Source organism: Empedobacter sp. UBA3475, from assembly GCF_002378465.1.
Taxonomy (GTDB): domain Bacteria; phylum Bacteroidota; class Bacteroidia; order Flavobacteriales; family Weeksellaceae; genus Empedobacter; species Empedobacter falsenii_B.
In genome coordinates, this window is the sequence record NZ_DFRA01000009.1 from 167,748 (window position 1) to 189,625 (window position 21,878).

Annotated in this window: 22 protein-coding genes; 8 read left to right on the plus strand and 14 right to left on the minus strand. The window is 32.0% G+C overall.

Annotated features, from left to right (window positions below):
• Positions 1-3: 3 nt before the first annotated feature.
• The 6 genes from B3I31_RS02745 to B3I31_RS02770 are packed head-to-tail and all read right to left on the minus strand — an operon-like array spanning position 4 to position 3,142.
• Positions 4-468: a DUF1801 domain-containing protein gene (locus B3I31_RS02745; protein ID WP_038330627.1), complete on the minus strand. Its 465-nt coding sequence runs from the start codon at positions 466-468 to the stop codon at positions 4-6.
• The gene (locus tag B3I31_RS02750) at positions 468-1,400 is read right to left on the minus strand and encodes a DUF1801 domain-containing protein (protein WP_291059971.1); all 933 of its coding nucleotides are present in this window, start codon (positions 1,398-1,400) and stop codon (positions 468-470) included. Before B3I31_RS02750 ends, B3I31_RS02745 begins: the two co-directional genes overlap by 1 nt.
• Before the next feature lie 2 nt (positions 1,401-1,402).
• Positions 1,403-1,858, minus strand: coding sequence for an SRPBCC domain-containing protein (locus tag B3I31_RS02755; protein WP_125350073.1), 456 nt, complete (start codon positions 1,856-1,858; stop codon positions 1,403-1,405).
• A gap of 3 nt (positions 1,859-1,861) precedes the next feature.
• Positions 1,862-2,254, minus strand: coding sequence for a VOC family protein (locus B3I31_RS02760; RefSeq protein WP_125350072.1), 393 nt, complete (start codon positions 2,252-2,254; stop codon positions 1,862-1,864).
• A gap of 12 nt (positions 2,255-2,266) precedes the next feature.
• Positions 2,267-2,674: an SRPBCC family protein gene (locus B3I31_RS02765; protein ID WP_125350071.1), complete on the minus strand. Its 408-nt coding sequence runs from the start codon at positions 2,672-2,674 to the stop codon at positions 2,267-2,269.
• 21 nt (positions 2,675-2,695) lie between these two features.
• Positions 2,696-3,142, minus strand: coding sequence for an SRPBCC domain-containing protein (locus B3I31_RS02770; RefSeq protein WP_219033967.1), 447 nt, complete (start codon positions 3,140-3,142; stop codon positions 2,696-2,698).
• 218 nt (positions 3,143-3,360) lie between these two features.
• Between B3I31_RS02770 and B3I31_RS02775 the strand changes: the two genes are divergently transcribed.
• Positions 3,361-5,166, plus strand: coding sequence for a CocE/NonD family hydrolase (locus B3I31_RS02775; protein ID WP_219034004.1), 1,806 nt, complete (start codon positions 3,361-3,363; stop codon positions 5,164-5,166).
• A 51-nt stretch (positions 5,167-5,217) separates the two neighbouring features.
• On the opposite strand, the gene B3I31_RS02780 is transcribed toward B3I31_RS02775, so the two are convergent.
• Entirely contained in the window at positions 5,218-5,634 is a 417-nt protein-coding gene (locus B3I31_RS02780; RefSeq protein WP_115000360.1) for an OsmC family peroxiredoxin, read from the minus strand.
• 246 nt (positions 5,635-5,880) lie between these two features.
• Complete coding sequence (locus B3I31_RS02785) at positions 5,881-6,897, minus strand: YCF48-related protein (protein WP_219033968.1); 1,017 nt, start codon at positions 6,895-6,897, stop codon at positions 5,881-5,883.
• A gap of 184 nt (positions 6,898-7,081) precedes the next feature.
• Here B3I31_RS02785 and glsA point away from each other — a divergent pair, with 184 nt between their 5' ends.
• The 5 genes from glsA to B3I31_RS02810 all read left to right on the plus strand — a co-directional run bounded on the left by glsA (position 7,082) and on the right by B3I31_RS02810 (position 12,395).
• Positions 7,082-8,023 (plus strand): glutaminase A, encoded by a 942-nt coding sequence (gene glsA / locus B3I31_RS02790; protein ID WP_371875726.1) that lies wholly within the window; start codon positions 7,082-7,084, stop codon positions 8,021-8,023.
• Between the two features lie 6 nt (positions 8,024-8,029).
• On the plus strand, positions 8,030-8,923 hold the full coding sequence (locus tag B3I31_RS02795) for a LysR family transcriptional regulator (RefSeq protein WP_219033970.1): 894 nt from the start codon (positions 8,030-8,032) through the stop codon (positions 8,921-8,923).
• 73 nt (positions 8,924-8,996) lie between these two features.
• A complete protein-coding gene (locus B3I31_RS02800) occupies positions 8,997-9,956 on the plus strand; it encodes a YeiH family protein (protein ID WP_115000367.1) in 960 nt (319 codons plus the stop codon).
• Positions 9,957-10,008: 52 nt separating this feature from the next.
• On the plus strand, positions 10,009-10,716 hold the full coding sequence (locus B3I31_RS02805; protein ID WP_291059974.1) for a peptidylprolyl isomerase: 708 nt from the start codon (positions 10,009-10,011) through the stop codon (positions 10,714-10,716).
• Between the two features lie 29 nt (positions 10,717-10,745).
• Entirely contained in the window at positions 10,746-12,395 is a 1,650-nt protein-coding gene (locus B3I31_RS02810; RefSeq protein ID WP_219033972.1) for a B12-binding domain-containing radical SAM protein, read from the plus strand.
• Between the two features lie 57 nt (positions 12,396-12,452).
• Here B3I31_RS02810 and B3I31_RS02815 read toward each other — a convergent pair whose 3' ends face one another.
• The 5 genes from B3I31_RS02815 to B3I31_RS02835 all read right to left on the minus strand — a co-directional run bounded on the left by B3I31_RS02815 (position 12,453) and on the right by B3I31_RS02835 (position 19,562).
• Complete coding sequence (locus B3I31_RS02815) at positions 12,453-13,859, minus strand: efflux transporter outer membrane subunit (RefSeq protein ID WP_291059976.1); 1,407 nt, start codon at positions 13,857-13,859, stop codon at positions 12,453-12,455.
• Between the two features lie 2 nt (positions 13,860-13,861).
• Positions 13,862-17,017 carry an efflux RND transporter permease subunit gene (locus tag B3I31_RS02820; protein WP_291048550.1) on the minus strand — a complete coding sequence of 1,052 codons (3,156 nt, stop codon included), beginning with the start codon at positions 17,015-17,017 and terminating at the stop codon, positions 13,862-13,864.
• A 13-nt stretch (positions 17,018-17,030) separates the two neighbouring features.
• Positions 17,031-18,272, minus strand: coding sequence for an efflux RND transporter periplasmic adaptor subunit (locus tag B3I31_RS02825; RefSeq protein ID WP_219033975.1), 1,242 nt, complete (start codon positions 18,270-18,272; stop codon positions 17,031-17,033).
• A 7-nt stretch (positions 18,273-18,279) separates the two neighbouring features.
• The gene (locus B3I31_RS02830; RefSeq protein WP_291087466.1) at positions 18,280-18,774 is read right to left on the minus strand and encodes a GbsR/MarR family transcriptional regulator; all 495 of its coding nucleotides are present in this window, start codon (positions 18,772-18,774) and stop codon (positions 18,280-18,282) included.
• Positions 18,775-19,004: 230 nt separating this feature from the next.
• Complete coding sequence (locus tag B3I31_RS02835) at positions 19,005-19,562, minus strand: hypothetical protein (RefSeq protein ID WP_291059981.1); 558 nt, start codon at positions 19,560-19,562, stop codon at positions 19,005-19,007.
• Positions 19,563-19,866: 304 nt separating this feature from the next.
• On the opposite strand from B3I31_RS02835, the gene B3I31_RS02840 reads away from it, so the two are divergent.
• Both B3I31_RS02840 and B3I31_RS02845 read left to right on the plus strand, forming a co-directional pair.
• Complete coding sequence (locus tag B3I31_RS02840; RefSeq protein ID WP_291059983.1) at positions 19,867-20,295, plus strand: hypothetical protein; 429 nt, start codon at positions 19,867-19,869, stop codon at positions 20,293-20,295.
• Between the two features lie 56 nt (positions 20,296-20,351).
• Entirely contained in the window at positions 20,352-20,798 is a 447-nt protein-coding gene (locus B3I31_RS02845) for a KTSC domain-containing protein (protein WP_038330588.1), read from the plus strand.
• A 73-nt stretch (positions 20,799-20,871) separates the two neighbouring features.
• Here B3I31_RS02845 and B3I31_RS02850 read toward each other — a convergent pair whose 3' ends face one another.
• The gene (locus tag B3I31_RS02850; protein ID WP_219033979.1) at positions 20,872-21,846 is read right to left on the minus strand and encodes a deoxyhypusine synthase family protein; all 975 of its coding nucleotides are present in this window, start codon (positions 21,844-21,846) and stop codon (positions 20,872-20,874) included.
• Positions 21,847-21,878: the final 32 nt, after the last annotated feature.

The following is a 21,878-nucleotide window of genomic DNA, read 5'->3' on the forward strand; positions in this document are numbered from 1 at the left end:
GATTTATTTTTTTCGATTAAGTAGTACTTTTTCATAATTTTCTATCCATTGTTGTGGCGTAATTTTTTGCGCTAATTCTCCGATTAATTCAAACGGAATATCCTCTACTTTTTTGAAACGAATACAACTTTTTCCCATATCTAATTTACGTTTTGAGTATTTTGGATATTCATCAACAAACCAATTCAGCAATTTATTGTCCATATAAATTCCCATGTGATATAACGCAATGAAATTCTTTTGAGAAGCAATATTGATAAACGGCAACGGTGATTTCGGATCGCAATGATAACCATTCGGATAAAGTGAAAACGGTACAACAAACCCAAGATGACCATAGCTCAACTGCAACTCGAAACCAGTGGGTAATTTATCTGCCAAAATTTTAATTAATTTCTCAACAGCTTCTTTTCTTTCTACTGGAATTGACGTTAAATATTCTTCTAAATTTGCGACTTCATATTGCATTATTTTCGATATTTATCATTCAAACCTTTTCCTTCTAAAATCATAGGTTTTATTTTTTCGATGCGAGAAATTTTCGTTTTCTCTTGTTTTGCTTCATCAATATATTCGATGTATTCTTTTTGTCTTCCTGAAGTTAAAGCTTTAAATGAAGTAAATAATTTATTGTTTTGATTTAGAGTTTCTTTCAAAATCCCATCAACTTCTTTTGGTACAGATTTTTGAGGTTTTATTTCCTTTCCGTCTTTCACCAATTGAATCGCTTCTAAGACATATTCTCTTACTTTTTCGACATCAATTTCATCGGCAGAATTAAATCTCCATTGACGCAAAGCTTTCGTTTTTTCTTCATTCGCATTCACCAAAACTTTATATTGATCTTTCAAGAAAACGCCATTGTGAAACCACAACGCAAAATGATTTTTGAAACCACTAAATGCCAACACATTTTTCTTGTTAAACGTATAAATATCTCCACCCCATTTAAACTCTTTTACAAGTTCCGTTTCATTTACAACTTGTTGAATTTTCTCATTCGCTTCTGCCCAATTACCATTGTATTTCGTCCATTCTTCAGCTTTCTGATCTTTCATCAAACTAACTTTATACAACACAATTTCTCTCAATAATTTCTTCGGTAAAACTTTATCCAAAGGAAGTTGTATTGTACCTTTTGATGTTTTATAATCGGTTAAATCATTTTTAAAATGTTCGATTGTTTCTGCTCCAGGATAAATCCCTACATGATTTTTGAACATCGCAAAATGAATCACATTTCCATTCAAACGAAATGTTGGCATTTTATAATTAATCGTTTCCATTGCTCTTGGTACAGCTTCATGAATAATTTTTCTTACGTTTTCTAAAATCTCCTGTTTAGCTTGATCAAACCCAAGAATATATTCATCAATAGTTGTGAAATTATCTGTCATCATAATTAATCTTCGCAAATCTCTTTCAGTTTGCGCAGTGCATTTATCCACATTTCTCTGACTTGAGTTTCTGGAAAAACCTGATCATCTATCTCCACCGAACAGGTTAATCGTGTGTGACCTTCTACATCTTCCATTTTATAGGTTTCTTCTGTATTTTTCCACGCATCAATTTCTGGTCCATCAAAAATTTCTTGACCTTCTTCATTCAGCTTTCCTATATGACGCATTTTGATTGATTTTCCAATAATATTTTCATCTATTGTAGCAATCATCGCTGCCGAACCTTTCTCGGTATCATAAGTGAAATAAACATGAGAACCTTCGGACCAATCTCCTTTAAAATCTGAAGTTTCACTAAACGATTTCGTCCAAATTTTATACGAATCTGGCGCAATCATTACTTTATGCACATGTTTAGGCTGCGCATAAATTACTTCTGTAAACGATACTTTTTTCATATTTTAAGCATTTGCTAATCCAAAAACAGCTCCAGCAGGATCTTCTACAATTGCAAATTGAAGATTTCCTTCTTTATTTTTAATCTCATGAATAGATTTCCCTCCCATTTCCAACGCTTTTTGTAAACTTTCCGCAACATTTTCTACACTAATGTACATAATCCATTGAGAAGGAATTCCTTTATTCATACCACGTTTCGTACAAACTCCACCAGCCGCATTTTCTGGAGAAGACATCATTGCATAATCATTGTATTCTTCTTCGCCATCTTTCATCGCAACATTTTTGACTTCCCAACCAATCACTTCTTTGTAAAAATCTTTTAATTCAGTCGAATTTTCAACAGTTAAATCAGCCCAAACCATTTGACCAATTTTCGATTTATTTTCTTCCATCTTCTACTATTTTTATCGATTTGATTCAACATAATTTTTGAAACTATTCAAAATAGCTTGCCAACCTTGTTGTTGCATTTCAGTAGGATTTTGACTTTCTGGTTCAAATTTTTCTGTGATTTTGGTTAAATTATTTTCTTCATGAAAATTAATTTCAACCTTACGACCATCTGCGATGTAATAACGAATAAATTTATTTGGAATGATTTCATCATATTTAGCTTCAAATTCGAATTGAAAACTGCCATCTTTCGCAGCCATCGTACTCTTTAATTTTCCACCAACTTGCAAATCATTTTCTGCTTTCGGACAATGCCAATCATCAGAAGCTTGATTCCATTTTACAATATCTTCAGGAGAATTAAAAGCTTTCCAAACTTGATCTATTGGAGCATTTATTATTGTTTCGATTGTGATCATACGTATGTCTTTTGTTCATTTTTAAGGTTTCATAAAATCAAAAGCACCTTTGCGCAAATTAATTCCATATTCGAGATAAGCTTTCAAACAAGCCAAGAAATTAGCCCAACCTTCTGTTTGTCCCATCAATTGCTTAATTCCAGCTTCATCATCATTCATTTCATGTTCAATGACTTTGACAATTGTCGAATCATTTTCTCCTTTTTCAAGAAAAATTTCCACCAACATATCATCAACACCGCCACTCCAATCAAACGAAATGTATTCATCTTGTTTTAAATCGCCTCCCATTACAGGAAAAATATCATCAAACTCAGGGAATTTCCATTCAACAATTTTTCCAGTTTCGATAGCACCCGTAGAAGAAGCGATAAAATATTGATTCATCTTATTTGGATTAACAATCGCATCAAAAACTTCATTTTTAGGTTTCTGAATTTGAATTGTTGCTTTTGCAGTTAACTTCATTTCAATTGATTTTGGCTAACTAATTTAGTCAAAAAAAGTGTTCGAATTTTCAAATTCATAAAAAATAATTAAAACTTTATCGATATTGAAATCATTTGTAGAAAATAATTCGATTTATAAGTGTAAAATTTAAAAGTTTTTTACATTTATAGTATTGTAAAATTGATAAACACGTGAAAAAATTTACTCAAAAAGCAACTCTACTTAGTCTTATTTTGATGAGTGGAATTAGCTATGCGCAAGTTGCAAAAGCAGATTCTGCCTATGTTAGAGAGCATTATGAAAAGACCGAACAATTGATTCCGATGCGAGATGGAACGAAATTGTTCACGGCTATTTATACGCCAAAAGATCAAACCAAAAAATATCCTGTTTTACTTAATCGAACACCTTATACCGTAGCGCCTTATGGAGCAAATGAGTATAAAAAATCGCTTGGAAATTTCCCTGCAGAAATGCGCGAAGGTTTTATTTTCGTGTACCAAGATGTGAGAGGAAAATGGATGAGCGAGGGTGAATTTGAAGATGTACGACCTGTTAATAAAACGAAAAATAAAAAAGCGATTGACGAAAGTACAGATACGTACGACACATTGGAATGGTTGGCAAAAAACATGAAAAATTACAACCAAAAAGCTGGAATCTATGGAATTTCTTATCCTGGTTTTTATTCAACAATGAGTTTAGTTAATTCGCATCCAACCTTGAAAGCTGTTTCGCCACAAGCACCAGTTACGAATTGGTTTTTAGGCGACGATTTTCATCACAATGGTGTATTATTTCTGAATGATTCTTTCAAATTTATGTCGTCATTTGGTGTAAAACGTCCGCAACCAATTACGCCAGATAAAGGTCCAAAATCATTAGAATATCCAATCAAAGATAATTACCGTTTTTATTTAGAAGGTGGATCTGTAAAGGAATTGAAGGATAAATATTTTCAAGATAATATCAAATTCTACAATGATTTGTTTGCACATCCTGATTATGATCAATTTTGGCAAGATAGAAATCCTTTGCCACATCTTACCAATGTGAAACCTGCTGTGATGACGGTTGGTGGTTTCTTTGACGCAGAGGATGTTTATGGTGCTTTTGAAACTTATAAAGCAATTGAAAAGCAAAATCCGAATGCGACAAATATTTTGGTCGCTGGACCATGGTTTCATGGTGGTTGGGTTCGCTCTAAAGCCGATACGTTTGGCGATATGCAGTTTGGAACGCCAACAGGTGAATATTATCAGCAACAAATTGAATTACCTTTTTTCAATTATTATTTAAAAGATAAAGGAAATTTCAAACCGACAGAAGCGCAAATCTTTATCACAGGTTCTAACGAATGGAAACAGTTTGATACTTGGCCACCAAAGAATGTGACAACTCAGAAAATGTATTTGCAAGCCAACGGAAAAATATCTTTTCAACAGACTAATAATACAAGTTTTGATGAATATGTAGCAGATCCAAATAATCCTGTTCCATATCAAGGTGGTGTTTTAGAAAGTCGTCCACGAGAATATATGGTCGATGATCAACGATTTGCGTCAACTCGTCCTGATGTTATGGTTTATCAAACCGATATTTTAACGGAAGATATGACAATCACAGGTCCAATTATAAATCATTTATTTGTTTCATCAACAGGAACAGATGCTGATTATGTAGTAAAATTGATTGATGTTTTTCCTGAAGATACACCAAAATATAATGGGAAATTGATGGCTGGATATCAAAATTTGATTCGTGCCGAAATTATGCGAGGAAAATACCGCAATAGTTTTGAAAAACCCGAAGCAATGGTTCCTAATCTGAAAACAAATGTAACGTATTCTATGCCAGATGTTGGACATACTTTCAAGAAAGGACATCGTATTATGATTCAAGTTCAAAATACATGGTTTCCTTTAGCAGACCGCAATCCGCAACAATTTATGAATGTTTATGAAGCAACCGCGAAAGATTTCTTGAAACAAACACAACGAATTTATCACGATTCTTACATCGAAATTCCAGTTTTGAAATAACAAAAAATCCAACAAGTAATTTGTTGGATTTTCTATTTTGATTCTATCAATTTATTCAACTAAAACTGCAGAAATCAACACTTTTTCGAAACTAAATGAAACACTAATCGGACAGGTTTCTTCTGCCTCTTTTGCTATTTTCTGAAATTCTTCATCTGTAATCGAAGGAATACTTGCTGTTAAACTTAATTCTGATCGAACAACTTTTCCTCCTTCAAAAACAATTTTACAATCGGTTTCTAATTTTTCTGCTGTATAACCTGCGTCTCCAAGTAATGCAGAAGTTTTCATTGTAAAACAACCTGCATGAGCCGCTGCCAGAAGTTCTTCTGGGTTTGTTCCTACTCCTTCTTCAAATCGACTTTTGAACGAATATTGCGTATTATCTAATACTGTACTTTGTGTGGTTAATGTTCCTGATCCTTCTGTAACCGAACCATTCCAAACTGCTTTTGCACTTCTTTTCATTTTGAATATTTTTTAGATTGAATTTTATTAAAGTTAAAGATTATGAAATCATAAGAAGAATTAATTCTCAACTTTAAGAATAATTTTAACGAAAAAAGTTCAGATAAAAAATATCTGAACTTTTACTAAAAAAACTACTAACCACCCTTTACTATGAATTGTATTAGGTTATTCAAATTTACTAAGAAACTAATATTTATAAAATTGAAAATCAATTTCTAATCTAATTTTAATTTTAGAAAATCTTTATAACGTAACTTTTCCTATCTTTCCTTTATTCCCAACCAAAATCACATATTTCTTATCTGGCGAAACTGTACACGTATTGTAACTATCTTGTGTAATAGTTGTCCAATTATGTCCTCCATCTGCTGAATAATCCACTCCAGAATATCCACAAACCAAGACTTTATCTTTTGAAATAATTGTTACGCCAGATTTATATCCTGTTGGATATTTCCATGAATCTTGAAAAGCAATTTTACCATTTGTCAACTTAAATTTATAGAAATTATAGCTCGAATCTTCTGGTTTTGTAAAATCTCCACCAACCAAATATCCTACATTATTTGTTGCGTCATAAGCCATTCCATTAATTCCAGAAGTAGAACTTTTTGTTTTCTCTAACGCATACATTTGACCACCTTTTGGCGTATAATAGTATAAATTCGATAGCTCTCCTCCTGTCACAATCAAGGTTTGCTTTGCATCTACATACAAATTACTTCCACTTGAAGCAAAAAAAGCTTCTTTCGGATTTTTTAAACGCAAAGGTTGACCATGAAGCGATTTTGCAACTTCCCATTTTGTCGGATCAGTAATCGAAGACGTTAATACAAATGGTTTATCTGGCGACATTGGATCGCCCAAGACAATAATCTTTTTCGAAGTTTTATCCACATAAATTGCATCTAAAAAAATACCTTTTTCATTATTTTCATACACTTTATTCCATGATTTTCCGCCATCTTTCGTTTGCAAAACATAAGCAGGAGAATCAATTCCTAAAGCTAAATAGTTATCTTTTCCTAAAACTTCTACATCTCTAAAATCTCTATTTTCAACAACTTTCGGGTTAATCCAACTAAATGTTTTACCACCATCTATCGTTTTACCAATTGTATTTTTTGAGCCAGAAACAATAAACGTTTTTGCATCCTGAAAAGCCAAACCTCGGTAACTAACAGACGAATTTTCCTCATTAATCACTTGATAGGTTTGCGCAAAAGACAAACTCGATAACAATAGGACGAAATATTTCATTTTTTTATAAATTTTAGATTCTACATTTTATATAAAACTATTTTATCTCGGCGAATCAACCAAATATTTTTTAAGTTTGTGTTTTACATCAAATAAAATGAAACGATATACATTCTCAACATTACTTCTAAGTCTTACTTTAACATGTTTTAATCCAATTAATCAAACTGTTTATGGACAAAATATGTCAAAAAATAGTTCGAGAAGTTTACAGATTAATGAAAAAACATTAAACGATATTCTTGAGAGAAATAAAGCTTTTTACAAAGAAGGAAAAGTTGCCGATTATATTCCAGAATTAGGAAAAATGCAAGCGGATAAAATTGCTTTTTCTGTAGTTAATGAAAATGGTAAAGTGATAAATGTTGGCGATATCAATCAAAAATTTACAATTCAAAGTATTTCTAAAATCATTGCGTTGATGATTGCTGTTACAGAAAAAGGGGAGAAAAATGTATTTTCTAAAATGGGTTATTTCGGAACAGATAAACCATTTAATCATTACGCAAACCTTGAAACGACAGGAAAACCTCTGAATCCAATGATGAATGCTGGTGCGATTTTAACAACTTCTATGATTGATGGTGAAGGTGAAATTCCTTTCAAAAAAATCCTTGAAATGGTTCGCTACATCACCAAAAATAATTCGATAGATTATAGCAAATCCGTTTATAATTCTGAAAAAGAAACGGGACACAAAAATCGTGGAATGTTTTATTTGATGAAAAATAATGGCTTGATTGAAGGTGATGAAGAAAAGTTGAACAACTATTTCAAACAATGTTCTATCGAAGTAACTGCCGAAGATTTAGCTAAAATTGGTTATTTCTTTGCGCATCAATGCACACGTTTTGATGGTGATGCAACGTATAAAAATCCAGAAATCTCACAGTTAATTCAATCTCAAATGTTGACTGCTGGAATGTATGAATTTAGTGGCAAATATTCACGCACCGTTGGTTTACCAAGTAAATCTGGCGTTGGTGGCGGAATTACCGTTTCCGTTCCAAACAAAATTGGTATCGGCGTTTTCAGTCCTGCACTTGACGAACATGGGAATTCCGCAGCTGGATATCATATGATTTTGGATTTGGTAAAGCAATACAATTTAAGCTTATTTCAATAATTTCTTATGTTCGATTTTAGATTAAAAGTTTTTGATACGGTTGCTAAACGATTGAATTTCACGAAAGCAGCAAACGAATTAAACATAACACAACCAGCTGTTACAAAACACATTAAAGAAATTGAATTAAATCTTAACATTAAGTTATTTGAACGAAATGGGACGAAAATAAAATTGACCAAAGCTGGTGAAATTCTATTAAAATATACAGAAGAAATTTTTTCTGTTTATCAAAAAATGGAATTTGAAATTGGGCAATTACAAGAAAAACAAAAAGGAATTTTACGTTTAGGTGCAAGTACGACAATTGCGCAATATGTATTACCTCCTATTTTGGCAGAATTTCGAAAAAGATTTCCTGAAATTCAATTGAGTTTGGTGATTCAAAATTCGGAAAGAATTGAAGAATTATTAGGAAATCATAAAATCGATGTCGGTTTAATTGAAGCTCAAATCAAAAATAGAACGTTTCATTATTTTCCGTTTATGAAAGATGAAATTGTGTTAGTTTCTCGTCAAAATCATTCTATTTTTACCAAAAATAATATCAAATTAGATGATTTAAAGAACATTCCGTTGGTTTTTCGGGAACCTGGTTCTGGAACTTTAGAAACCATTGATTTAGCTTTAAAATCGAAAAATATAAAGCTAAATGAACTCAATATCGAAATTCAATTGGGAAGTACAGAAAGTATAAAATCGTATGTGTTACATTCTGATGCTTTAGCGTTTTTATCAATTCAATCTATTTTACAAGAACTTAAAAATCAAACTTTAACTATTATTGACATTAAAAACCTTGTGATAGAACGTAATTTCAATTTTATCATTCCAGAAGGTGATCAATCTAAATTGGTGAATTTGTTTATTAATTTTTGCAATAGTTATAACTTAAAGTAATAATAGATTACTTTTTATCATTTCTTTTTGAATAATAAGTACAAGAAATTTGTACCATAAAATTATTCAAATCATGAAAATTATACATTCAGAAAAAGGCTTATTTCAACAATTCACTACACAAAAAGTTATCTTTTTAATTTGTGCATTTCTATGTTTAATGCCTTTTATAAGCTCTCCTATCGCATTAGTTTTAGGATTTGTTGTTGCGCAAATATTTGGAAATCCATACGAAGTACAATCACGAAAAGTATCAAACACTTTACTGAAAGTTGCTGTGGTAGGTTTAGGATTCGGAATGAATATTTTTTCGGCTATACAAGCAGGAAAAGAAGGAATTGTATTCACCGTTGTAAGTATTTCTACGTTGATGATTTTAGGATTTTTATTTACCAAACTCTTCAAAATTGAAAAAGCTACAGGCTACCTAATTTCCGCTGGAACAGCAATTTGCGGAGGAAGTGCAATCGCTGCAATCGCGCCAATTACAAAAGCAAAACCCAATCAAATTTCGGTTGCTTTAGCAGTAGTTTTCACATTAAACTCAATTGCATTATTGATTTTCCCACCGCTTGGACATTTATTCAACTTATCTCAACACGAATTTGGTTTATGGTGCGCTATCGCAATTCACGACACAAGTTCTGTCGTTGGAGCAGCAAGTAAATACGGAGAAGAAGCTTTACAAATCGCTACAACAGTGAAATTAGCTCGCGCACTTTGGATTATTCCATTATCGTTTTTAACCTTATTGTTTTTCAAAAACAACACATCAAAAATTAATATTCCGTGGTTTATTGGTCTATTTTTAATCGCTATTTGTGTGAATACCTATGTACCTTTTGTCCATCAATTTAGTCCAATTATTATCGATCTATCTAAAGCTGCTCTTACGCTTACATTATTCTTAATCGGCACAAGTTTATCATTCAAAATGATGAAAAATATCGGCTACAAACCGTTATTAATGGCGATTATTTTATGGGTAATTATTGGTGTTGGAAGTTTAATTATGATTATGAATTTAGCTTAAAATCATTCAGATTTCTATATTTGTTGTTATCTTTAGAACAAGAAAATTTACAATGAATCATCGATTATTAAAAAATATTGCTCTCGGAATTGGATTTTCAATTTCGAGTTTTGTTTCTGCGCAAACCTATACTTTAAAATTCAAAACTAATTACGGAAAATTTGATGTAATGTTATATGATTTCACTCCCAAACATCGCGATTTGATTTTGAGTGAGATTAATAAAGGAACTTATACAAATGCACAATTTAACAGAGTTGTGAAAGATTTCGTCATTCAAGGAGGCGAATTAGATGATCCTATTTTGGCGCGAGAAGCCGAACATCCAGAGCAAAAACCGATTCGTTTAGCGCCAGAATTTAATCCGAAAGCTTTTCATAAAATGGGAGCTTTAGGTGCTGGTCGAGATGGAAATAAAGAAAAAGCTTCTTATTACAATCAAATTTATTTTGTTGTAGGAAAAAAAATTACAGCGAAAGAATTAGATGATTTGGAAACTAAAAAAGGAATCAAATTTACAGCAGAACAACGCGCTGAATATTTAAAAAATGGCGGACAGCCTCGTTTAGATCATGATTTTACAGTTTTTGGAGAAATTACAAAAGGTTTAGACAAAGTCATGAAAATTAGTGAATTTGAAACAAAGAACGAATTACCATTAGAACCTGTTATTTTTTCAATCAAAGTGAAAAAGAAAAAAACGCCTACAAAATATAACAAAACAAGTTTTTCTTTGGGCGGTACAGCGATAGGTTTTTAATTATTATTTTTGCAAATCAATTACAAATTATGCAATCATCAATTTTATTAACGACTTTAAACGCAAAATATATTCACCTCAATTTGGCAATTCGTATTTTGTACGATTTAAATCATCATCATGGAAATATTTTTTGGAAAGAATTTACGATTAAATCTGACTTTGATGAAGTTGCAGAAAAATGCGTTAAATACAATATTATCTGTTTTAGTTGCTACATTTGGAATATTACGCAGACGTTAGAAGTTTGTAAACGAATCAAACAAATTTCTCCTGAAACTAAAATTTTGTTGGGTGGACCAGAAGTTAGTTACGAATATGATGATGTGATTGCAAATGATTATATCGACTATATCATTGTAGGTGAAGGAGAAATTCCGTTCGAGGAATTTGCAGCAAATTATCCCGCAATAGAAAATGTACCGAATTTAGTTTACAAAAAAGAGAACAAAGTTGTTTTCAATGCACAAAATATTCAATTTGATATTAATCGATTAAAAGGTCGAAATCCTTATCAATACGATAATCCAGCGGATTTGGAAAAGAAGGTTTGTTACATCGAAACTTCTCGTGGATGTCCTTATAAATGTGAGTTTTGTTTAGCAAGTTTAGACAATAAAATGCGCTATTTGCCGATGGAAACCATTAAAGAAAATTTGTTGTATTTGATGAAGCATGGAAAAACAATTAAGTTTTTGGATCGAACATTTAATATAAAACGTGATTTTACGATCGAATTGTTTCAATTTATTTTGGATCATTATCGTGAAGGAAATGTTTTTCAGTTCGAGATTACAGCAGATATTGTTCATCCTGATATTATAAAATTCATCAACGAAAATGTTCCAAAAAATCTTTTCCGTTTCGAAATCGGAATTCAAACCGTTAATCAACAAAGTAATCGAGAAGTTTCGCGCAAGCAAAATTTTGAAAAAACGTCAAATGTTATCAATCAATTGAAAGATCGTATTGAGATGCATTTAGATTTAATTGTTGGTTTACCTTTGGAATATATTGATGATTTGAAATTTAGTTTCGAAGAAACCTTTAAACTATATCCACCAGAATTGCAATTAGGTTTTCTGAAATTTCTGAAAGGGACTCCAGTTCGTCAAAAATATGAAAACTATGGTTACCATTTTGATCCAATGCCGCCTTATCAAATTATAAAAAGTGATTTTTTAAGTGAAAATGATTTAGAAAATATTACTGCTTTAGAAAATGCTCTGGAGATTTATTGGAACAAACCAAGAACGCCAGAAACGCTGAAATATATTAGTCAAAAGTATTCTATTTTCGATTATTTGATGGGATTAGGACAATATTTTGAGCAGCATCATTTGTTTCACAAACATACCTTGAACGATGTTTTTCAAACGATTTACGATTTTGCGCAAACATTTACAAACGACAAAATTATATTAGAATTAATCGCGATTGATTATTATAGTTTTCATAAATCAAAACCAAAAGATTTATTTGAAATGGAACAAAAAATTGAAGAAGATTTGAGTGAACTTGCTTCTCATCCAAAAAGTAAATTTGTTTCGATTCCAATTTCATTTGATTATCTAATTTGGAAAGATGAAAATCGAATTGAAGAAACTACTGAAAATTGGTTAATAGAATTTGTAGGAACTTCTCACAATATTATTCATTGCGAAGTTTTAGAGAAATAGAAGTATAAAAAAACCTCTCAAATATTTGAGAGGTTTTTTTCTTAAGATTAGAATTGCTTATTGCCATCCACCTCCAACAGCGCGATATAATTCGACCATTGATGATAAAGATGATAATTTCGCATCAACAACATTCAATTCAGCATTCAACCCATTGTCTCTTGCTGTAATTACTTCTAAATAGTTTGCCATACCGTAGTTTAACAATTCTTCAGAATAGGTAATTGCTTGATTGAATAATTGATATTCTTTTTGTTTATATTCAGCTTTCTTCGTTGCTGCATCGTATGTGTATAACGCATCAGAAACCTCTTTACTTGCATTTAAGATTTTGCTTTTATAATTAATCAAAGCATTTTCTTGATTTGCTAAAGCAACTTCTTTTTGCGTACGCAATTTACGTTGTTGTAACAAAGGTTGAGTTAAGCTACCGATCACCGTTGCAAATAAAGATTGCGCACTAAATAATTTATCAATATCAATTCCTTGTACACCACCTGTTGCAGTAATAGAAAGAGAAGGATAAAAACTTGCATTCGCAACGTTAACATTCTCAAAAGCGTTCATCAATCCAAACTCTGCAGCTTTGATATCAGGACGATTTTCTAATAATTGAGCTGGAACACCAACAGATAATTTTTCGTCAATTTTTTGAGAAGCTAAGTTTGTACGATTAATAGATTGAGGATTTGTTCCTAACAAAATACTCATCACATTTTCATTCATCTTAATTCCATTTTCAACGTCAACCAATAATGATTTCACATTGAACAATTGCGCTTCTGTTTGGTTAACTGCAACTTCTGTTACATTCCCAGCTTCTTTCAAAGCTTTCGTTGTTTCTAAACTTTGCTCGCGGTTGATTAAAGTTTTATCTAAAATTCTTTTTTGCTCATCTAAAGCCAATAAGTTGTAATATGCATTTGCAATAGATGCAACAATTTGCGTTTTTACCGCTTTGTGTGCTTCTACAGTTTGCAAATAAGTTGCTGCAGATGCACGTTGATTACTTCTAATTTTACCCCAAATATCTGCTTCCCAACTTAAGTTCCCTGAAACTTCGTATTGACTTTGTGCACGTTTTGACATCAATGCACCAAATTGAGTATTACGAGAGTTTTCTGTAAACGTATATTTCGGACCTACAGATAAAGTTGGTAAATAACCTGCTTTACCTTGTTTAGCATACGCCTCAGCAACTGCAATATTTTGCAGTGCTGAACGTATATCTAAATTATTTTGTAAACCTTGATTAATCAAAGCTTGTAATTGAGTGTCTGTAAAAATTTGTTTCCAAGAAACAGTTGCAACACTTGCACTGTCTTTTGCAATAACATCTGTTCTGAAATTTGCTTCATTTACAACAGCTTCAGGACGATGATAATCTTTTGCTACGAAACAAGACTGAACAGCAAACAATCCAGCTGCGATTAAAGTAATATTAAATATTCTGTACTTTTTCATTTTTAGATTGAATTATTATGTTCAATTTCTTCTTGTGGACGATCAAATTTAACTGGTTTAACTTTTTCTTGTAATGTTTGGAAAACAACAAACAATACTGGAATAACAAATAAACCTAAAATTGTACCTACCAATAAACCAAATGCTGCTCCAGTAGCTACAGAACGGTTACCAGCAGATGATACACCTGTTGCAAATACTAATGGCATTAATCCTAAAATAAAGGCAAAAGATGTCATCAAAATTGGACGTAAACGAGCTTTAGCTCCATCTATAGCTGCCTGAACAATTGACATTCCGTGTACACGTCTTTGTAAAGCGAACTCTACAATCAAAATGGCATTTTTAGCGAGTAACCCAACCAACATGATTAAGGCAATTTGGAAATAGATATTATTTTCTAATCCAGCTAACCATTGAGATAAATACGCCCCCATCATACCACAAGGAACAGATAATAATACTGCGAATGGTAAAACATAAGATTCATATTGTGCAGATAAGATAAAGTACACGAATACGATACATAAAGCAAAAATCATTGCTGTTTGAGAACCTGAATTAATCTCCTCACGAGTAAGACCTGTAAAGTCAGTACTATAAGAAGTAGATAATGTTTGTTCAGAAACTTGATTAATTGCTGTAATCGCATCACCTGTAGAGAATCCTGGTTTTACTGCTCCTGTAATATTAGCTGATGTAAATAAGTTGAAACGGTTAACAGAGTTAGGACCATACACACGTTTTAAAGTCACAAATTGTGAAACTGGTGTCATTGAACCTGCATCCGTTTTCACGAACATTTTATTTAAGCTTGTTTCATTGATACGATCATCTGGTGAAGCTTGAATGTACACACGGTATTGTTTACCAAAACGTGTAAAGTCAGCTGCATATAATCCTCCAATATATCCTTGTAAAGTTGAGAAAATAGAACTTACTGAAACACCAGATTGTTTTGCTCTTTCAATATTAACATCGATTTCGTATTGAGGAAAACCTGTGTTTAAAGATGTTTGAGCATACATAATTTCTGGACGTTGCATTAAAGCACCAATATATTCCTTTGCAACTTTATCAAAATCAGCAATATCTCCACCTGTTTTATCTAATAATTTCAACTCGAAACCAGAAGACATACCAAAACCTGGAATTGATGGTGGTTGGAAGAAAATCATTTGAGCATCAGGAATTTGAGCTGCAGCACCAAATAATTGTCCAATGATTGATTGTACTGATAAAGCATCTGTTGTACGTTCTTCGAATGGCTTCAATTTAATGAACATCATACCATAGTTAGAACCAGCTCCAGAAATAATAGAGTTACCCGAGATAATTGTTGCTTTATCTAATCCAGGAATTTTTTCAATTTTTTTCTGGAATTCTTTTTCAACTTCATATACACGGTCCATAGAAGCACCCGCTGGTAACTCGATATTACCAATAATAAACCCATTATCTTCAGTTGGTACGAAACCTGTTGGCATCATCTTTCCAACACCCCAAATTCCTAAACCACTTACAATAATCAATAAGAATGAAATCCATTTGTGTTTAATTAAAAATTTGAATGAATTACCATATTTATGTGTCATACGATCAAATGAAGCATTGAAAGCATCAAAGAATCGCTGAATAAAGTTACGTTTTTGCTCTCCTTCTTGATGTGGTTTTAAGAATAAAGCACACAATGCTGGAGATAATGTCAAGGCATTTAATGCCGAAATTAAAATGGCAACAATTAAAGTAATACCAAATTGTTTGTAGAATACTCCGGTTGGTCCTGAGATAAATGTTACTGGTACGAACACCGCACACATTACTAATGTAATCGAAACGATTGCTCCAGAAATTTCATCCATCGCATTTTTTGTTGCATCCATAGGAGCTTCGTGATGAGACTCCATTCGAGCATGCACGGCTTCCACCACAACAATGGCATCATCTACCACAATACCAATGGCGAGTACTAAGGCAAATAACGTTAATAAGTTTAACGAGAATCCTGCCAAATTAAGGAAAAAGAATGTACCAATAATAGACACTGGTACCGCAATCAATGGTACTAATGTAGAACGGAAATCTTGTAAGAAAATATATACAACAATAAATACTAAGATAAACGCTTCTATCATTGTGTGAACAACTTTAGAAATAGACGCATCTAAGAATGTATTTGTATCCATTAAAATAGTGTAAGAAACTCCTTCTGGTAATAATTTAGAAGCTTTTTCTAACTCAGCTCTCAAGTTTACAATAATTTCTTGTGCATTAGATCCTGGTGTTTGATAAACAGCAAATACAGCAGAAGGATCCCCATCCATTGCAGAACGTCCTGCATAAGATTGAGCACCAAATTCTACATTTGCTACATCTTTTAATCTTAGAACCTGTCCGTTTGGTAAAGATTTAATAACAATATTACGATATTGATCTTCTGTCTTGTATCGTCCAGAATATGTAATTGTATATTGGAATGACTGTCCAGAGTTTTCTCCTAACGAACCAGCAGCAGCTTCAAGAGATTCTTGAGATAAAGCTGCAGAAACTTCAGAAGGAACTAAACCATAACTTGCCATACGAGAAGGATCTAACCAAATACGCATAGAATAAGTCATCGCACCAAACACAGTTGCATCCCCTACACCGTTTACACGTTTTAAGGCTGGAATAATATTGATGTTCAAATAATTTTGAAGATAAATCTCATCGTATTTGGGGTTTGTTGAACTAAACGAAGCAAACATCAATGCTGATGTCTGTTGTTTTTGTGTCACAACCCCTGAACGAGTTACCTCCGAAGGTAATAATGGTGTAGCACGTGCCACACGGTTTTGTACGTTTACCTGTGCGATATCTCCATCTACACCTGGTTTAAATACAACATCAATAGAAGCAGAACCGTTATTAGAGGCAGTAGAAGAAATATAATCCATTCCTTCAACCCCATTCACCTGTTCCTCTATCGGGATAATTACAGACTCCATTACTGTCTTTGCATTCGCTCCGGGATATGAAGCAGAAATTTTTACAGTAGAGGGTGCAATATCTGGATATTGTGTTACCGGAAGCGATATAAGCCCCAGTATACCCAATATCAATATAAGGATAGAAATTACCGTAGATAATACGGGTCTTTCAATAAACTTTTTTAACATATCTATTTACAATTTAGAATACCGTTTTTGTAGATTCTACGATTTGATCAAAGTTTGCTGGAGTTGGTTTAACAGCTGTTTTATCACGTAGTTTTCCTACACCTTGTGCAACAACTTTATCACCTTTTTTCACTCCGTCTTTTACAACTGCCATATTATTCGCTCTTTCTACTACAGTAATTGGCGTTGCGTAAGCTGTATCTTTTGTTACTTTGTAAACATAAGTCATACCTTGTTGTTCAAACGTTGCAGCCTCTGGCACAACCAATACATCAACATAAGTTTTTGGAACACGAATACGCCCTGAGTTACCATTTGCCAAAAGCTTAGCCTCATTATTGAACGTAACACGGAAATCAATTGTCCCTGTTGTTGGATTAATTTGACCAGTTACAGTTTGTATTTTACCTTTCTCAGGATAAACATCTCCATTAGCTAATACTAATTCAACTGCTGGAATTTTGTTTAATTTATCTTTTAAAGTTGATCCTTCAGATTTAGAAATAAAGTTTAAATACTCTTTCTCATTCATAGAGAAATAAGCATATACTCTACTTGTATTTGAAACTGTAGTAATTGGAGTTTGATCCGTAGGACCAACTAATGTCCCTTGACGAGAATTAATAGAACCAACCACTCCACTAATAGGTGCTCTAACAACAGAATAATCTACATTTGCTTGAGCTCCTTTGTAACTTGCTTGCGCTTGAGTAACACCAGCCTGCGCTTGAGACTTAGCAGCTACAGCTTGATTATAACTCGCTTGCGCTTTTGCTAGATTAGCTTTTGCAGTTTCTAATTGTACATTACTAATAATGTTTTTTTGTACTAAAGGAGTTAATTTGTTCACCTCTACTTGAGCTGCTTGCACTGCCGCCTGCGCTGCACTTACATTAGCCTGAGCCGCTTTTACATTAGCTTGCGCTGCACCAACACCTGATTTCAAAGCATCCGCATTCTGAGTTAAAACATTTGTCTCTAATTTGAACAAAGGTTGACCAGCTTGTACATATTGACCTTCATCAACATAAACTTCTGTAATATATCCTTGTATTTTTGCACGAACATCATTATTTACAATACCTTGAATATTTGCAGGGTATTCATCATAACTCGTTACCACTTTCGTTGGCACATCAACCACCGGATAAGGCGTTGGACCTTGTGCTTGTTGAGCAGCAGCATTGTCTTTCTTTCCACAAGAACTCAAAGCTATTGCCAAAGCACCAACCATTATAACGTTAACGTTTTTCATATTACTTTTACTTATTTTCTAGTTGAATTTTATTTATTTTTTGTATTGTCTCGTCTAATATCACTTTTGTTTGATTAAGATGTTCCAAATAGATATCAACTACCCTATTTTCAACATTTTTAGAAAGCGTAAAATTCTCTAGTTTATGTTCTTTTATTCGATTTGTATAACCTATATCTTGAGAAATCATTTCATATAAAAAATCTAATTTCTCTGTCAAATAATTAAAATTTAATCTAAAATATCTTTTTCTAGAGTTAATTTTATTTATGTATTCGATATGTTTCATCGATAGTAAGTAGTTAATAGAGTTTGATAAGGAACTTTTACTAACATTAAAAATCTCAAGAAGTTCTTCGAAAGTAAATCCCTCCTCATCTGATTCTAAAATCATGTATGCTTGCAACTTAGCCGTCAATGGAGGAAAACCATAAGTTCTCTCCAAAAAAGCACTATAGCTGCAAAAAAGATCCAAATTACATGCTTGATTTTTTATATTCATAATTGTATAATCTACAAAACCATGCAAATATAAAATAGTTAGTTCTGTTTACACAGAACTAACTATACTTTTTTCGATGTTTAACAATTAATTAAATTAATAATTTGTTAATTCACTATTTTTAAGACTAACAAAAATAGACCAAACCAATTAATAATAAGTCAATTATAGTAAATTTAATTATTATTTCACAAAATATTTCATAAGCAAACTTTTGTTTAAAAGAACTATTAAGACTTAAAATTTATAGGAGTTTTTGTTAAAAAAATATTAATTTCATCAACATCGTTTAAATAATCGAATTTTAAATCTTCATGAAATTTTTCAAAAATAGAAAAAATCAATTTCAATCTGCCATGTTGATAATTGTATAATTTTTCTGCATTATCTCCTGTTGTATAAGTTTCAAAAAGATAAGGATAACGACTAAAAGATTCTTGAATGATATATTTTCTCAATTCAAATTCTGACACTTTATCTTTCGTAATTTGAACATGATAGTTCACAATTCCACTCAATGTTTTTAACGTCAACAACAATTGACGATGACTTCTATTTATGTTAATCTGATTAATTAAGTGATGAGACTTTTCAAACTGAAAATCAATCTTTTCATAAATATTTTTTACACGATCTTGCAAATCATTTTCATTCTCTAATAATTGAAAATGCAAATGTTCTACTAAAGTTTCATCTTTATTGATAAGACGCAAAAGAAGTTTATCTTTTTCTTTTGAAGGAAGATCTAAAATAGAATTTTTCAATTCAGGAACGTCTTTCAATTTCATACTTATTTTGTTTGTTGTTAGCTTGCTTAAAATTACAAAAATATTCGAGATAATTCATTTTACACAAAACGATTAAATCATATAAATAATGTATATTCGAATAAATAAATCATAACCTAAATGTCAAAATCACTCAAAATCTACATCATTTCTTCAGTTCTTCTCATTTTATTTTTATTGAGTTTAAACCTTATGGGGTTGAATTTAAAAGGAGAATATACCTATCAAATTCTTGCTTGGACTTGGATTATTTTCACCTTTTATATCATTATTAAATTTTGGGAAATTATCTATATCAAAATTTATGGATTTTTGCTTTTTGCTTTTTGCTTTAGTTGGATTAAGCATTTTACCAATGGCAATTCCGTTTCTATCTATCGTTAGTTTTTTATTCAATATGAATACAATTCAAACCATTAAAGTAAACGATGAATATAAAATAGTAGTTACGAAAAAAGTTATGGCAATGAAACGTGCTTATATCTATAATTCTGAATCTAAATTTCCTATTTTAGAAAAATCAAACAATATCGCGAGACCAGATTATAGTGATATTGTTTCTGAAACATTAAATATTAATTCTGATGATCCAAAGCTATATGAATACGAAAACGAACCTATTCAGCAAGCTAAACTGATTTCTATAAACAAGGATAGTATTGGAATTGAATATCAAATTCTCAACAAAAAGAAAATTATTTATCATAACCTTAACGAAACTTATGGATATTAAACGTATTTCGTGATTTATAATCCGTACTTTTGCACTCCGAAAAAAGGATTATAATTATGAAAAGCGTTGTAGAACACAGAAAATTACTTGGAGTTGATAAAAATGTAACTCTAAAAGAGTTGAAAACAATTTACAGAAACACGATGAAAGATGCGCATCCTGATAAATTTATCAACGACGAAGCAGGCAAAATAGAAGCTGAAGAAAAAAGTAAAGTTGTGATCGAAGCATACCACTTTTTAGTAAGTATTAATCCTGAAACGCACGAAAAAAACAAAGAAGAATATACGATTACAACTGCAAAATCTAACATTCATGATTTTTATATGGATGAACAAATTTTGAAAGTAGAACATTTAGATGGAAATCATTACGAGTATTTTGGCGTTCCTAAAAATACGTACATCAAAATGGTAAATTCTGATTCTCCAAGCCGTTTTGCAAGAAGACATATCTATGGAAAATTTACGCATAGAAAAGCTGGTGAAGCAATGAAAGATTAATTATCGGAACGATATATAACAAAAAAACCACTTCAATCGAAGTGGTTTTTTTATGCTTAATATATTCTATTGATTAGTTTCCTAAAATATAGTTGAAAATCAATGGAGCAACAATAGTCGCATCAGATTCTATCATATATTTTGGTGTATCAACATCTAATTTACCCCATGTAATTTTCTCATTTGGAACTGCTCCAGAATAAGATCCGTAAGATGTTGTAGAATCAGAAATTTGACAGAAATACGCCCAGAAAGGAACATCTGTCCACTCTAAATCTTGGTACATCATTGGAACAACACAAATTGGGAAATCTCCAGAGATACCACCAGCAATTTGGAAGAAACCTACACCTTTACCATCAGAATTAGCACGATACCACTCTGTTAAGTAAATCATGTACTCAATTCCAGATTTTACTGTAGACGCTTTTAAATTTCCTTTGATTACGTTAGACGCAAAAATGTTTCCTGTTGTAGAGTCTTCCCAACCTGGACAAACGATAGGTAAATTTTTCTCAGCAGCAGCAACAATCCAAGAATCTTTCGGATCAATTTCGTAGTATTGCTCTAAAACTCCAGAATTTACAACTTGGTATAAAAATTCGTGTGGTAAATAACGCTCACCTTTTTCTTCTGCTGCATGCCAAACATTCTCTAAATGCTCTTGTAAACGACGAAAAGCCTCCTCTTCTGGAATACAAGTATCTGTAACACGGTTGAAGTGTGTATCTAACAATTCGCGCTCTTGCTCTGGTGTTAAATCACGGTAATTTGGAATTCTTTTATAGTGAGAATGCGCAACTAAATTCATTACGTCTTCTTCTAAATTTGCTCCTGTACAAGAAATGATGTGCACTTTATCTTGGCGAATCATTTCCGCTAATGAAATTCCTAATTCAGCAGTAGACATTGCTCCACCCAAAGAAATTAACATTTTACCACCTTCTAACAAGTGTTGCTCATATCCTTTTGCAGCGTCAACTAAAGCAGCTGCATTAAAGTGTCTATAGTTATGTTCTATAAACTGACTGATTGGTCCTTTACTCATTTTATTTGTTTTATATTTTATTAAAAATTCTA